The 14,538-nt window shown below is 35.0% G+C and carries 14 protein-coding genes; 10 read left to right on the top strand and 4 right to left on the bottom strand.

Annotated features, from left to right (window positions below; all coding sequences use genetic code 11):
- The first annotated feature begins 50 nt into the window (after nucleotides 1-50).
- Both BFJ97_RS12090 and BFJ97_RS12085 read left to right on the top strand, forming a co-directional pair.
- Nucleotides 51-1,061, top strand: coding sequence for a siderophore ABC transporter substrate-binding protein (locus BFJ97_RS12090; protein ID WP_068984913.1), 1,011 nt, complete (start codon nucleotides 51-53; stop codon nucleotides 1,059-1,061).
- Between the two features lies 1 nt (nucleotide 1,062).
- Entirely contained in the window at nucleotides 1,063-1,377 is a 315-nt protein-coding gene (locus BFJ97_RS12085; RefSeq protein ID WP_068984912.1) for an antibiotic biosynthesis monooxygenase family protein, read from the top strand.
- Nucleotides 1,378-1,665: 288 nt separating this feature from the next.
- Here the strand turns inward: BFJ97_RS12085 and BFJ97_RS12080 are convergent, their stop codons facing one another.
- Nucleotides 1,666-2,316: a hypothetical protein gene (locus BFJ97_RS12080; protein ID WP_068984911.1), complete on the bottom strand. Its 651-nt coding sequence runs from the start codon at nucleotides 2,314-2,316 to the stop codon at nucleotides 1,666-1,668.
- Between the two features lie 560 nt (nucleotides 2,317-2,876).
- Here BFJ97_RS12080 and BFJ97_RS12075 point away from each other — a divergent pair.
- From BFJ97_RS12075 to BFJ97_RS12050, 6 genes are all read left to right on the top strand, one after another.
- Complete coding sequence (locus BFJ97_RS12075; protein WP_068984910.1) at nucleotides 2,877-3,779, top strand: polyprenyl synthetase family protein; 903 nt, start codon at nucleotides 2,877-2,879, stop codon at nucleotides 3,777-3,779.
- A gap of 12 nt (nucleotides 3,780-3,791) precedes the next feature.
- Nucleotides 3,792-3,950 (top strand): competence pheromone ComX, encoded by a 159-nt coding sequence (gene comX / locus BFJ97_RS12070; protein ID WP_068984909.1) that lies wholly within the window; start codon nucleotides 3,792-3,794, stop codon nucleotides 3,948-3,950.
- Between the two features lie 35 nt (nucleotides 3,951-3,985).
- Nucleotides 3,986-6,244, top strand: a complete 2,259-nt coding sequence (locus BFJ97_RS12065) for a sensor histidine kinase (RefSeq protein ID WP_068985090.1) — start codon at nucleotides 3,986-3,988, stop codon at nucleotides 6,242-6,244.
- Nucleotides 6,228-6,842 (top strand): response regulator, encoded by a 615-nt coding sequence (locus BFJ97_RS12060; protein ID WP_254660166.1) that lies wholly within the window; start codon nucleotides 6,228-6,230, stop codon nucleotides 6,840-6,842. The genes BFJ97_RS12065 and BFJ97_RS12060 overlap by 17 nt, the downstream gene beginning before the upstream one ends.
- Nucleotides 6,843-7,294: 452 nt before the next feature.
- Nucleotides 7,295-8,194 (top strand): hypothetical protein, encoded by a 900-nt coding sequence (locus BFJ97_RS12055; protein WP_068984907.1) that lies wholly within the window; start codon nucleotides 7,295-7,297, stop codon nucleotides 8,192-8,194.
- Nucleotides 8,195-8,454: 260 nt separating this feature from the next.
- The gene (locus BFJ97_RS12050) at nucleotides 8,455-9,066 is read left to right on the top strand and encodes a phosphatase PAP2 family protein (protein ID WP_068984906.1); all 612 of its coding nucleotides are present in this window, start codon (nucleotides 8,455-8,457) and stop codon (nucleotides 9,064-9,066) included.
- A gap of 49 nt (nucleotides 9,067-9,115) precedes the next feature.
- Here BFJ97_RS12050 and BFJ97_RS12045 read toward each other — a convergent pair whose 3' ends face one another.
- Genes BFJ97_RS12045 through thrC form a run of 3 tightly spaced genes read right to left on the bottom strand, consistent with a single transcriptional unit; the run spans nucleotide 9,116 to nucleotide 11,790 of the window.
- Nucleotides 9,116-9,799 (bottom strand): 2-hydroxy-3-keto-5-methylthiopentenyl-1-phosphate phosphatase, encoded by a 684-nt coding sequence (locus BFJ97_RS12045; RefSeq protein WP_068984905.1) that lies wholly within the window; start codon nucleotides 9,797-9,799, stop codon nucleotides 9,116-9,118.
- A 33-nt stretch (nucleotides 9,800-9,832) separates the two neighbouring features.
- Nucleotides 9,833-10,741 (bottom strand): homoserine kinase, encoded by a 909-nt coding sequence (gene thrB, locus BFJ97_RS12040; protein WP_068984904.1) that lies wholly within the window; start codon nucleotides 10,739-10,741, stop codon nucleotides 9,833-9,835.
- Nucleotides 10,738-11,790, bottom strand: coding sequence for a threonine synthase (gene thrC / locus BFJ97_RS12035; RefSeq protein WP_068984903.1), 1,053 nt, complete (start codon nucleotides 11,788-11,790; stop codon nucleotides 10,738-10,740). The genes thrB and thrC overlap by 4 nt, the downstream gene beginning before the upstream one ends.
- Before the next feature lie 206 nt (nucleotides 11,791-11,996).
- Between thrC and BFJ97_RS12030 the strand changes: the two genes are divergently transcribed.
- Entirely contained in the window at nucleotides 11,997-13,226 is a 1,230-nt protein-coding gene (locus tag BFJ97_RS12030; RefSeq protein ID WP_068984902.1) for an MFS transporter, read from the top strand.
- Between the two features lie 392 nt (nucleotides 13,227-13,618).
- Nucleotides 13,619-14,485: a MurR/RpiR family transcriptional regulator gene (locus BFJ97_RS12025; RefSeq protein WP_068984901.1), complete on the top strand. Its 867-nt coding sequence runs from the start codon at nucleotides 13,619-13,621 to the stop codon at nucleotides 14,483-14,485.
- The last annotated feature ends 53 nt before the right edge of the window (nucleotides 14,486-14,538 follow it).

Below are 14,538 nucleotides of genomic sequence, written 5' to 3'. Positions count from 1 at the left end.
GTTATATCCATCTGAATAATAAATAATAATGTTAAGGGAGCAATTTTACAATGAAAAATTGGAAGTTTCTTACTGTGTTAATGGCGATGATGCTATTAGTATTAGCTGCTTGCGGCTCAAAGGACGATGCAAAAAAAGAGGATGCAGATTCTAAAACTGATAGTAAGCCTGCTGAAGAGAAAAAGGAAGGAGCTTCAGCTTACCCAATTACTATTCCAGGTAGCACTAATGGTGAGAGTACATTTGAAGAAGTAACGCTTAAAGAACAACCAAAGAATGTTGTAGTATTTGACTATGGTTTCCTTGATACTTTAGATGCTTTAGGCGTCGAAGTTGTGGGTGTTCCTCAAAAAACAGTTCCTAGCTATTTAAGCAAATATTCAGATACAACTTATGTAAATGTGGGATCTTTAAAAGAGCCTGATTTTGAAGCATTATCTTCAATGAATCCAGATATTATTTTCATTTCTGGTCGTCAAGCTCCTGCTTACGAAGAATTATCTAAAATTGCGCCTACTGTATATGTTGGTGTAGATAATGCTAATTTCATGGAATCATTCAAAGCTAATACTGAATTAGCTGGTAAAATCTTTGGTAAAGAAAAAGAAGCTGCTGATGCATTTGCTGCATACGAAGCAAAAGTAGAAGAAGTTAAAGCTAAAACAGCTTCATCTGATGAAAAAGCTCTAATCGTTTTAGGATCTGAAGGTTCATTATCTGCATATGGTCCTGGTTCACGTTTTGGTGTAATTCATGATGTATATGGTGTAAAAGCTGCTGATGAAAACATTAAAGCTGAAACACATGGTGACAATGTAAGCTTCGAGTATGTCCGTGAGACAAATCCAGATGTTTTATTTGTTGTTGACCGTGACTCTGCTGTAAACCCTGAAGGTGAGTCTGGTACGAAAGCTGCGATTGAAAACGAAATCGTTGGGGCTACTAACGCTGCGAAAAACAATAAAATCTTCTATTTAGATTCACAAGTTTGGTATTTATCTGGAGGCGGTTTAACTTCTGAAACTCAAAAAATTGATGACGTTTTAAAGGCGTTTGAATAATATGTTTGTACAAATTAAACGTATTGTCGTTACAGAAGGGCATTCGGATAAAATTATTGAGCGCTTTGGTGCAAAAGAAGATGGTCCAACATTACTTGAACAACAACCAGGTTTTATTGATAAGCAAGTACTCTTAAAAAAAGTACGCCGTGGTGATGAGGAAGTGCTAATTGTGATTCGTTGGGAATCAGAAGAGGCATGGAAAAATTGGGAGAAGAACCCTGAGCATGTTGCTGGTCATAAAGCAAGTGCAGGTAAACCGAAACCCGATTATATGATCGAAAGCGGTCAAGAAGTTTATTATGTAAAAGGTTAATAATTAGAGGTGTCTCAAAATTCATTTGAGGCACTTTTTTGGTTCTGCGTAGAGGCATAGCAGGCCGTCTCTCCTTTGTAGTATGTAAGTAGAAACAAAAGTGACGGATAGAAAGTCAGATAGGATGGGGAGGCGCATTTGCAACTGTGCCATCCCCATTATTTATAGCAGTGGGCGCACGAAAATAAATTAATTATGCCTCGATATAAATGTGTCTAGGTTAAATAATTAGGATGGATAACAATGGTTAACCACCATAACTGTTTTAATGACGCTTAAAACCTAAACCTAGTGTTTAATGGACGCTTTATTCCATGAATTAAATGCCGCAGTAATGTTAAAAGAAATTCCGCTGTCATTAATGGAAACCCCTATAAAATGGGTAGTCGATCGTTTAGGTGTCCAATTTACTTCCATCACAGTAATAGATTTCCCTGAAGAGGAACTATCCATTTCTAATTCTAAATTATTGAGATATTCAGGTAAGCCGACCAATTCGCCTATTTTTACAGCATTTATACTAGAGGAAGTGCTAGAGCGATAGCCTCTTGCATTGATGATACTACAGCTTGGAGACGTATAGATTATAGGCGAATGTATGTTCAATCCTGACGTAAATGGACCTATTAAAGGCAACATAGACAGACTTGCTTCAGATACTCTTAAAATTCCATAGGGCTCAATAAAATTGTCGAGCTTTTGCAAAAAAGTATCCTCAAATCCAGGAATATCGCAAATAAGATTTGAAAATGTAGACAGGTTATTATACTCTGCTAACGTTTCTTGGTACGCTTGTTGCTCGGCATGAATAATTATTTGCTCAATATATTGCTGTTCATTCGAAAGCTTTTTAATGTTGATTTCTTCATCAGAGACACGAATTGTACAGGAAAAAGTTGCCGTAAGTATTAGAATGTTTTCATTTACTTCATTTTTCATTTCAATCACTCCCAGTATTGGCGATTTTCCTTGCTAGTAGTTTTAAATTGTTCCAATATTTTAGTTTTGAATTAATCAGAGATAGTGTAACGTGCAATACAATAAATTTGTCTTAGCTTAATGTAAGCGTATCATCAGTGAGGACGCCATTTCAATGTTAGGTTTACGCCAAAAAATGGCGGTCAAGCATACAACACCGCCACTTTTTTCACTATTCCTTAACAAAAGAATGGCGTGGTTTCCAGATATACCGCCACTTTTTGGCGGTATATAGAGTCATCGCCATAACGTGGGGTTGATTTTCGTTTTTTACTGAGTGCTTTACACCTTCGTTCCTCTAGTAGCTCGCTTCAGAGTTCATCTGTACCGCTGATTCCTAAAGAGTTGACCGGCTAAACGCCAACTAACTTAATGTGCATGCTATACGTTTTAACATATATCATTACTACTTTTGATGATGAGTACATATGTAAAATATTTACTTTATATTTTTTTGTATAGTATTAATTCCCATTAATCTGTATACTATTTGATAATATATTTAGGGGAGGAGAGGAATATTGAAGGGACTGAACGAACGGATTAATGAATCATTGGACATTCTTATTAAAAACGAGGCATTGATAGGTTATGAACTACGATCAATGCTTAAAAGCTTTAAGGAAGAAAAAAAAGAAGTTGGTTATTCGTTTGGTGAAATTTGTTATTGGCATTATGAAGCATTTACAGATTGTTTGAACGAGGACATTTATAAAATTGCTGCAGCGATTGAACTTTTAATTTTGTCCTTTGATATTATCGATGACATACAGGATCAGGATTCGAACTATAGCTGGAGTAAAACACCTGAATTATCATTAAATGTTGCTATATCTATGCTAGTTATGGCTTCTAGAATTATAAGTGGAACTTCTTTCGAACATAAAGGTTCTGCTATTCAGATACTAGAAGAATATGCATTACGGAGTATAAATGGTCAGCAGCTAGATTTACTTAATATTTGTAGGGATGAGCAATCATATTTACAAATGATTGACCAAAAGTCTGGTTCTTTAACAGCAATGGGTTGTTTAATTGGTGAAGTGCTTGCAAAAGGAGAAATATCTTCCGAGGTTGAGGAGTATGGGAAATACATAGGTATTATCCAACAAATCAAAAATGATGTTCAAAGTTTAAAAGCTTGGGGACCTAAAAATGATCTGCTAAATAAAAGATACTCATTGCCTATTATTTATCTTTTATCACAGAAAAATGATGTTTCTAAAGCTGTAATAAATTATTACAACGGTGATATAGAGGCAATTTTGGATAATAATGCTACAGAGAACGAGTTGACACATGGTGGTGCAATACGATATGCCATTACTATAAAAAATGTTTACAAGTTTAAAGCATTAAATCATCTTGAAAATGTGGCTATAAACGAATTAGGTAAAGACTTCCTAAAAAAACTAATGAAATGAGGAGAGAGTTGTTTGATGAATGTAATTCAATATCTAGAACAAAATCCAGACCTAGTTGCTCCATTAAAAACACAAAAAGCCTCATTGATTGGAATTTCGTCTGTAGAACAAAAAGCAACTTTAGATGCGTTTAGTAGTGAAATAGAATTGGATAGTAAATTTTGGGAGTAAAAACGTTGAGTAGTAAGTTATTTTGGCCCGCTATAATGCTCTATTTAGTGATTGGTCTTTATCTGAATTATGTGAGTTATAGCGTGCCGTTATTAGAAATTAAGGTAGAAAAAGAGAATGGCAAGTGGGGAGTAACGCAGCCCTATTATAAAGACTGGACGGGATGGAGAAATATCTCATCAGATGATGTTATTTTAAGAGTAGATGATGTGCCAATGGATCATCTAAATCAGCTAAAATATAAATCTAAAATAATGGCGGCTAATAAAATAACAATAATGAAGCCAAATGGAGATATACAAGACATACATATCAAACATTTAGATATTCCTCACCAATTCTACTATATATTCTTAATTCCAGCTTGTTATTATGTTTTAACTCTATTCATTACGTTCTATCTACATTTTAATCAAAAAAATACAAAGCTTACTAACTTACTTATTCTTTTTATGCTAACTGTTGCATTAGCTTATGTAAGTAGTGGAGTATCTAGTAGAGTAAACGGAATTGGGATTATAGTAAATCGTAGCAGTATGATATTATGTTTAGTCTTATTATTACATTTTTTAAGAGATTATCATTTATTTATAAAAATAAATTGGCTGTTTACAAATAACATTAAATTCTTTTATATATTCCCAGTAATCGCTTTTTTACTGGCCAGTATTAGTGTTTTCTATCCAACTTCTTATTATTTTTTTAATGATGTAGTATTAACCCTTTTCTTTATTATTCTTCTTCTTATACTTAGTATCTTATTACTAAGCTATTTCAAATATAAATCACCTAAGTTGAAAATATTGTTAAGTAGTATATTGATACCATTTCTGCCATTTCTTTTTTTGTATTCACTCCCTGAAATTTTTTTTGATAAGCATATTCTTTCAGGTGAAACTAGCTCTTTATTTTTATTGCTTATTCCTTTTAGCTTTATCTTTACACAGTTAGCAGAACGATTATTTGATATTGAATACCATATTACAAGACTTCGTTATTATATAATCTTTTCATTGATATTTACGTTATGGTTTACAGTAGGTTTGTATTGGATTGCAGGAAAATATTTAACTATACCCGTATCAACATGTGTTTCATGCTTTACTTTTACATCGTTAATTTTTCTTTTTTACATAAAAGAGAAGGTCGATTATCGAAAACGGAAAATTTTATTTTCGACAAAAGGGGATTATATACATCAACTATATACTGCTGTAGATAGAATTGGTAAAACGATTAAAATAAATGAGCTTCTAGAGAAGTTTGCACATGAGGTTTCATTACATCTTGAGCTAGAGCAGGTATTTGTATTAACCTATGACTATGACACTAATCAATTTACTTCAACGATTGAGGGAAGGCTTTCAATTAATCCAGCGTTAATAGAGGATATAAAATTAGGGGAAATACGGAAAATTGAGAACATCTACTTAGCCTTTCTCCATCAAGATGCTCATTTTAAAAGAGCCTTAGTATTGGAACATAATAACTCGATTCATATAAAAGATGAAGAGCTTCTATGGCTTGAATTGCTTTTATTATATGTAAATAATTTTATTGAAAATACAAAGATGGTGGAAGAACTGTTAGAGGAACTAAAGCATATGAGACAGGCAGATGATAGTCAATTACCTTGGTTAAACAAGCTGCTATGGTTAAGATTTGAAGAGGAGAAATATCAATTAGCTCAAGAATTACATGACACTAATTTACAAGAACAGCTACATATTGCTCGGGAAGTTGATGTTCTGGTAAATGCAAAGGATCCTGCCGATATTCAACAAAAACTTGTGAAGATTCATAAGCAGATGGTTGTGTCTTTACATGAATTAAGAGCTTATTGTGAAAACTTGAAGCCTCCATTATTAGATACATTAGGGCTAAATGCAGCATTAGAAAAGCTAATTCGTAAAGTAATAGAAAGAGCAAGCTTTGAGTTGTTTTATAAGATAGATCGTCTTTATTTAGAGGATGAGCGTATGAATTTAATGATCTATCGATTATTTCAAGAATTACTCAACAATGCTATGAAACATTCCTATGCAACAACAGTTGCCATTCATCTTCAAGAAACTGGCGATGGTTTTAAAATTATTTATAAGGATGATGGTGTAGGCTGTAATGTTGATGATATTATTGTGGCAGAATCGATGGGAATTCGGGGTATGCAAGAGCGTGTAAAGGCATTTAACGGGTATTTTTACATTGATTCACAAGTGAATGAAGGAATGTCTATTAGAATTACAGTAAAAGAAGGAAGTGACACACTTGATTACGATGCTTATAGTGGATGATCACCCTATTGTGTTAGAGGGAACGAAAAAATTATTTCAAGAAAATGAAGATATTATAGTTGATACAGAAAGTGATGCAACTCATGTCATACAGAGAATTAAAAACAAGCCGTATGATATCTACTTAATTGATATAAATATGCCATTTGAAAATGGTATTAACTTAGCCCGCAACATAAAAGCTACCCAGTCAAATGCTTCAATTATCCTTTATACAGGTGATGATATTACAGATTATTATCCACTTATTTTGGAACGAAAAATAGAAGGTATTTTAGCTAAAACAGCCTCCAAAGAACAAATATTACGAACTGTACGAGCTATTGCAAACGGTGAAATTGTTTTACCGCAAAATTTCTTGGATTTTCTCGATAATCGATTTAAACTGCAGGATGCGAAGCTCGATATCCACTTAAATGAAAAAGAAAAGAAAATTTTAAGATTGATTGCTAAAGGACATACGAACAAAGCAATTGCATTAGAGTTAAATATTCCTCAGCGAACAACAGAGAGATATTTAACACAGTTGTTTTCTTTGTTGAATGTAGATTCGCGTACCGATGCTGTAAATCTTGCAGAAAGAATGAATTTACTATAGTTTAGCTATATGTTAAAGTTATTGATGTTGGTATTTTTTGGTTCTTATTCAAAAGTTGCAGATGACATTTGTTAAGGTTTGGGTGAATTTAAAATACTATCTATTAAATTGGTTAATTTTTCTTTAATTATAATATTAAATACCTATATTGTTTTGAAACACCGCCAATTTTTGGCGGTGTTTTTTGATGCCCGCCAAATCACGCCAAAAATTGGGGCAACACCGCCAAAAAAATGGCGTAAACCCACCGTTGAAATATCGGTGTTAGTACTGGTACGCTTAAGATAATCGTGGTAAGTAGATTTGTTATAGTGAGTAATAATATATATAAGATTTCGTTTAAAATAAGCAGCCTGGCTATCTATGAATAAAGTAGAGATTGTAGATTTTTTAAGATACTAGCTAGTCAACATACTTCACCATAAAACTTTATATAAAGGTAGGCGTGTATTTTGAAAGTAGAACTTGAAAATTTATTTTCTATAGATGAATCTAGTCAAGAGCAAGTCATTAAAGTGTATAATCGCTATGGGATTTGTATTGATGCCCCTGAAATAAGAAAAAAGAATTTAAAGGCATCATTTAATCCTATTTTTACATTAAATGAAAATTTAACATATGAACATGTAGCAGCATTATATAAATCATTGGAACGCGAATTAGGGATTGTTTCAATTGGAGAACGTTTTTACTTTGATTTTTCGGAGAGTGAATATGAGCAAGCACCATTGTTTACATTAAATTCAACAGGTAACTCACCTGATATGTTTATAGAAGATAGAGGGACTTTATTTTCTATAAGCACCTATTGCCAACATTGTGGACTTTTAGAAAAAGAGCAACTTTCACCATTGGTGATAGATACAACACAAATGAGAGATCGCCATCTAGTACATGTGAGTGGATATTGGGTAGCTTCACAAGAATTAGTGAACTTAATGAAGCGAGAGAATATTAGAGGCTATGATCTTTTAGAGGTAATTCATCAAGGACCGGAAGAAGGGAAGCAACAAGCTTTTCAAATTATACCGACACAAGTATTACCTGAATGTAGCACTGAAAGAGTTAAGTTGTATTTTGCGACAGAGCAACCTCCGTGTCGTTGCGGATTAAGTGGGGTTATCAACGGACCTGATAGTTATAAGTATGAAAATTTAACAAACTTAACAGGTGATATATTCTTCTCGGCAGAATGGAGCCATGATGGAAGATATTTGTATAGAAAAACTTTGTTTAGTAGAAAATTTAGAGAATTGGTTATTAAAAACAATATATCTCGTGAGGTAAAAGGCGAGAAGGATACAAACTTTGGACCAATGGATTGGCTATTTGATCCTGTATTATTAAAATAATTCAAACTGAATTTGATATTGAGGGATGAGGAAGTGTTTATTTTGTTTAGAAAGATAATATCTATTGTTGCAATCTTATTTATCGTTGCGTTGGTACTTTCAAATTATTTTAATAAACCTGACAAAAAAACATTTGTCATTACCCTAGAAAGAGGGAGCTCGTTGAGTTAAATAGTAAATTTACCTCTAACTTACTTAAATATGTTATGATGTGAAAAATAAAACAACATGGCATGACTAGTTTTGAGGTGAAGTATGAAGTGAAGAAATGGGCATATCCTTTGGCGATATTAACGCTAATTACCTTTTTTGTGTTACGTGCTAATTATGAAAGTAAGTGGATCATTAATTTTGATAATAAAATGGCAGATCTATTTTTCGGTAATCGTTTTATAGAGTTTTTTCATTATATAGGAGAACCGGCATTTGTAGTAACTGTAGCGATATTATTAGTTGTGTATTTAGCATGGAAGATAAAAAATTACCGAGCTATATTATTTGTTTTATTAACAATTGCAGCTGGAAACGTTCTTAACCAATTATTGAAAAAATGGGTACAACGACCAAGACCTGAAATTGAAGAACAATTAACATCCTTTAGCTTTCCATCAGGGCATTCTATGACAGGTATCTTGTATTTATTTACAATTGCTTATATATTTTCGGAGAATAATAGTAAGGGACGTAAGACGTTGCTTTGGCTTGGGGCAATTATATTAACAGTGCTTATTGGTTTGTCTCGGGTTGCTGGAGCTCGTCATTTTGCTTCAGATGTATTGGCTGGATGGAGTATGGGTTATACTTGGTTCATAATCTGTGTCATTTGGTATGAACGTCGCAAAAGACACTTTAAAGTAAATAATAAATCATGAACTTACAAAGGGAGCCGTCTTAAATGGAGACAGGCTCCCTTTGTTATGGTTATTTTGAAATAGCCTTGTTTACCTTAATAAGCTCTTTTACAGCGTCTAAGCAATCATAGAATGTCTCAAAGTGCTTGTGAGGAATATGAAGGTCTTCACAGCGTTTAATAAGATAATCCCTAGCAAGTACTAAATCTGCCTGTTTTGCAGCCTCAAAATCAGAAAGGGAATCTCCAATCACGATTTTAAAATGATCGCTCTGTGCCACTTTTCGCATGACGCTTGGTTTGCAACAGCCACAGCCCTGTGTCTCAAATTTCTCACATTCTTCATCACAGCTATTGGGAAAGACTAGCTTAATTTGTTGATCTGAAAAATCGGCGCTATTGCAATATATACCAGAAAAGGGGCCATATTTTTTTAGTAGTGGCTCAATGAAAAAATCGACACCACCACTAACAATGTAAAACGGAATATGTTCTTCTCGTGCAAAACGAACGAAATCACCAAAGCCCTCACGTATAATGGCTGTATCCAGTAAATATTGAATAACAGTATCCTTTTGTTTAGTTGATAATAGCTCGAACATTGCTGATACGCCATCTTTAAAGGATATTGTTTGTTTCATCATTGCTTTAGCAATTTTCTCAGATTCCTCGGGTACGAATTGAGTCATAAGTGAGACGATATTATCAGTTTCTGTTATCGTGCCATCAAAATCACAGAATATAATTGGTTTCAAGCTACTTCCTCCTTCAAAAAGAAACGCCTACTTTTATAGTAGACGTCCAAAATTTACCTGTACACCATATTCATCGGCTTTTGTTAAGATAATTTGATGCTCTTGGAATTGATTTTCCATGGCATTTACGAAATTCTGTGCAATAGCAGTAGGGATGATGGAAATCAGCGTTGGTCCTGCGCCGCTTAAGGCTGTTCCAAATGCACCGTTAGCCTTTGCGGCTGCACGAATTTCTTTATATTGTGGAATTAGTTTGGCACGGAAAGGCTCATGAAATAAATCTGTTTCCATATAGTGTCCTGCACGCTCAAAATCACGAGCCATTAATGACGCAGCCAACATATTAGCATTTGCAGAAGCATGCACCGAATATGCTCGATCAAATTGTTCTGGTAAAACAGAACGAGATTCACTTGTTTTTAGTTCGACATCGGGTACATATACAACAAAGGAAGCATCAATATCATTTACATGGAGTGTATCCACAACACCGTTCTCATCCATTGATGAAATTGTTAATCCTCCTAATACGGAAGCTGTTGCGTTGTCTGGGTGTCCTTCGATTTGTGAGGATAAATTGAGTTTATCCTGTACAGTTAAGCCTAGCGCACAGACTTGATTAGTAAGTTCAATTCCAGCAACGATTACTGCAGCACTGCTCCCTAAGCCACGGGCTAAAGGAAGTTCACTTGCCATTTCAACACGGCAGGCAGGTAGCTGCTTACCGTATTGATCAGCAATTTTTTTGGCAATCACGTATAGTAAGTGTTCTTCAAGCTCAAACTCTTTAGGACCATTATCGTCAAGGTGGATAATTTCCCATCTATCTTGTAAAGACACAGTTAGTTTTAAGTATAGAGACAAGCCGAGTCCTATTGAATCAAAGCCAGGTCCTAGATTGGCTGTGCTCCCAGGAACTGAGATTTGCCACATGTTACTCATAGTACGCCCTCGATATATTTTCGAATTTCTTCTTCATCGTTTTTAAGTGAGACAACATCTACAGTTGAGACGTTCATTGCAGTATCAGGGTCTTTCAAGCCATTACCAGTGAATATTGTAACAACTTTAGAGCCCTTTGCAATTTTGCCATTTTCAACTGATTTAATAACACCAGCTAATGAAGCCGCCGAACCAGGCTCAACGAAAATCCCTTCAGTGCCAGCAATTAATTTATAAGCAGCTAAAATTTCTTCGTCTGTAACCGAATCAATAATTCCACCTGATTCATCACGGGCAGCCTCGGCAAATTTCCAACTTGCAGGATTACCGATACGAATCGCAGTTGCCACTGTTTCCGGATTTGCAATTGGTTCACCTTTTACAATCGCAGCTGCACCTTCAGCTTCAAAGCCAAACATCTTTGGTAGACCAGAGCCTTTTGCAGCGTCATATTCTTTAAAGCCTTTCCAGTATGCCGTTATATTACCTGCGTTACCGACAGGGATGCATAGATAATCTGGAGCCGCTCCTAAAGCATCTACAATTTCAAATGATGCTGTTTTTTGACCTTCTATACGGTATGGATTTACAGAGTTTACAAGTGCCACAGGAGTTGTTTCACTCACTTGGCGAACAATATTCAATGCATCATCAAAGTTACCATCGATTTCAATAATTTTTGCACCATACATTGTCGCCTGAGCTAGCTTACCTAGGGCTACTTTTCCTTTAGGGATAACAACTATAGACTGAATTCCAGCACGTGTTGCATAAGCTGCTGCTGCTGCAGATGTGTTACCAGTAGAGGCACAAATAACGCACTTACTACCGTCCTCGATAGCTTTTGCAACGGCAAATACCATACCACGATCTTTAAATGAGCCTGTTGGATTTGCACCTTCGATTTTTCCATAGAGTTCAATGCCAAGCTTTTTAGATAAATTTACTAAATGTATAAGAGGTGTATTACCTTCGTTTAAAGTTAGGGCAGGTGTGTTTTCTGTTACGGGTAAAAATTGTTTATATTCTTCAATAAGGCCTTTCCACATAACGTTTACGATCTCCTTTTGTTCTTATAGAAAGAACAGTTGTTTTTGTATAAAAGACATTTTAACGCAAATTGCCCTATGTTTTCAATAGCATTTCATAAATTGTCGAAACAATTCGGTAATTTGAATTTTACTTGTCACTTTCTTGAAACAACTGTATAGTAAACGTAACGATGTAAAGTCAAGTGTAAAGACAGGTGGTTAAAATGACAACAAATAGAGTAACAGCGAGTAAGTCTCAACAATCTATTTCTCGCAATAAACTTTTGGGAGTAGCAGGTGTAGGCTGGCTTTTCGATGCAATGGATGTAGGAATATTATCATTCGTTATTGCAGCATTAGCAGCTGAATGGGGATTAACACCAAGTCAATCGGGCTGGATAGGTAGCATTAACTCGATTGGGATGGCTGTAGGAGCGTTGGTTTTCGGCGTGTTTGCTGATAAAGTGGGACGTAAGCAAATTTTTATGTGGACGCTTGTATTATTCTCTATTGCAAGTGGCTTGTCTGCATTTACAACTACATTAGCAGCTTTTATGGCACTACGTTTTTTGGTAGGCATGGGGCTAGGAGGAGAATTACCAGTCGCATCAACGCTAGTTTCTGAGAGTGTAGAAGCAAAAGAGCGTGGGCGAGTGGTTGTTTTACTGGAAAGCTTTTGGGCAGTCGGTTGGTTAATCGCTGCACTAATCTCGTACTTCGTTATTCCTACATGGGGATGGCGAGTTGCTTTATTGTTAACAGCAATTCCGGCATTATATGCAATTTATCTTCGTTGGCACTTACCAGATTCACCACAATTTACAGTGAAGGCGGAGTCAAAAAAAAGAAGCGTTGGACAAAATATTCGAGATGTTTGGTCTAAAAAATATGCACGCCCGACACTTATGTTATGGGTGTTATGGTTTACGGTTGTATTTTCGTATTACGGTATGTTTTTATGGCTACCAAGTGTAATGGTTGGTAAGGGCTTTGATATGATTACGAGCTTTAAATATGTTCTTATTATGACGTTTGCGCAGCTACCTGGTTATTTTACAGCAGCATGGTTTATAGAAAAATTTGGACGGAAGTTTGTACTTGTTTCCTATTTAATGGGTACAGCTGTAAGTGCTTTCATTTTTGGTAATGCTGAAACAATAGCAGTACTATTAGGGTCAGGGATGTTTTTATCGTTCTTTAACTTAGGGGCATGGGGTGCACTTTATGCTTACACACCAGAGCAGTATCCTGCCATTATTCGAGGTACAGGTGCAGGAATGGCAGCAGCTGTAGGGCGCATTGGTGGTATTTTTGGACCTCTGTTAGTAGGTTCTTTATTAACGGCTGGCTATGATATTGGCTTTATCTTTGCGATTTTCTGTGGATCTATCATTATCGGAGTTGTCGGTGTACTGTTTTTGGGGAAAGAGACGAAGCAAATCGAATTAGAATAATAAAATGGAAAATGTCTTGGATTAACTATCGTCCAAGACATTTTTATATGCTTATGATGCCGATACAATAAAGCGTAATTAATTTTCTTTATTAAATACATAAAAATAAGATATTATAAATTTTTATACAAATGATTTTATGTATCTGTTAGAATTACAAATCCATACAAAATTATAGCTGTTAGATTATGTTGATAAAGATACTATGAATAACATTGATGCAATGTCATTTTTCGCGAACTATTATATTAGCAAGTTAAAGCATTGAAGATTTTTCTGAAAAGTCATTGTATTCAAATTGTAATCGTGATACTGTATTTTTAATCATAATTTAGCGTCAGTAGGAAACAATCTCCATTCTTGAAATTTCATTGAAAGAAAGGTTGTTAGAAATGAGTATTAATGAAGAAATAAAAAGAAGATTTGTTAGGTTGTCGAAGGGACAGCGTAAAGTTGCACAATTTGTTATGAATAACCCTTCAGCTGTAATTGGGAACGGAGCAGCTGAAGTTGGTAGACAGGCGAATGTTAGTGAATCGACAGTTATTCGTTTTTGTTATGCGATGGATTTATCGGGCTATGTAGAGCTTCAAGATGAAATTAGAAGCTACTTAATGACTCAAAATGATGAGCTGAGTCTTCAACCTACATATTCTTCAAGCAAGGGGAATACTTCAAGTTTTGGTAAGGTAATGCAACGTGATATTCAAAATATTCAAGATACAATTCATTTGATAAACGATCATATGCTTCAAAAAAGCTCGAAATGGATGCATGAGGCAGATAATGTTTACATTTTAGGTACTCGTCAAGCTGCGTCCATAGCAAATTGGTTATCGTCCACACTGACAACTTTACGTCCAAATGTGAAACAGCTTCGCTCAGAATCTGATGATATTGTACAGCAAATTAACAGTATGGGGGAGCGAACAACGTTAATAGTTTTTTCGTGGGACAAGCATTCTAATGATATTCAAACGATTGTAGAAATTGCAAAGAAGAAAAAGGCAAGAATTATTGCCATTACCTGTTCGGCGTTGTCGTCTTTTCGGGAATATGCAAGTGCGTTATTTACACTTGGTATGAAAAAGCAATCTGCATTGGACGTTATTCCAGTTTTGTTTTCGTTTTTACATGCGTTAATTGAGGAAATGGTTAGTCAGGATAAGGCGCAATATGAGAAATATCAGCAATCGTATGAGCAAGTAGAAAATAATTTATTATTCTTAGATGCGGCAAGAGAAAAGCAAGTTTTCTAAGTATATATTAACGCGTAGAAAATGTACGATACGTATCTATGCGTTTTTTTTTA

Origin of the sequence: Lysinibacillus xylanilyticus (genome assembly GCF_001708185.1) — a bacterium.
GTDB lineage: Bacteria > Bacillota > Bacilli > Bacillales_A > Planococcaceae > Lysinibacillus > Lysinibacillus xylanilyticus_A.
This window is presented reverse-complemented; position numbering and strand designations above follow the sequence as displayed.

Bases quoted from the DNA above. Each gene is read 5' to 3' on its own strand.
- BFJ97_RS12090 (WP_068984913.1), top strand. From the start codon at position 51: ATGAAAAATTGGAAGTTTCTTACTGTGTTAATGGCGATGATGCTATTA.
- BFJ97_RS12085 (WP_068984912.1), top strand. From the start codon at position 1,063: ATGTTTGTACAAATTAAACGTATTGTCGTTACAGAAGGGCATTCGGAT.
- BFJ97_RS12080 (WP_068984911.1), bottom strand. From the start codon at position 2,316: ATGAAAAATGAAGTAAATGAAAACATTCTAATACTTACGGCAACTTTT.
- BFJ97_RS12065 (WP_068985090.1), top strand. From the start codon at position 3,986: ATGCTCTATTTAGTGATTGGTCTTTATCTGAATTATGTGAGTTATAGC.
- BFJ97_RS12060 (WP_254660166.1), top strand. From the start codon at position 6,228: ATGCTTATAGTGGATGATCACCCTATTGTGTTAGAGGGAACGAAAAAA.
- thrB (WP_068984904.1), bottom strand. From the start codon at position 10,741: ATGAGTAACATGTGGCAAATCTCAGTTCCTGGGAGCACAGCCAATCTA.
- thrC (WP_068984903.1), bottom strand. From the start codon at position 11,790: ATGTGGAAAGGCCTTATTGAAGAATATAAACAATTTTTACCCGTAACA.
- BFJ97_RS12030 (WP_068984902.1), top strand. From the start codon at position 11,997: ATGACAACAAATAGAGTAACAGCGAGTAAGTCTCAACAATCTATTTCT.
- BFJ97_RS12025 (WP_068984901.1), top strand. From the start codon at position 13,619: ATGAGTATTAATGAAGAAATAAAAAGAAGATTTGTTAGGTTGTCGAAG.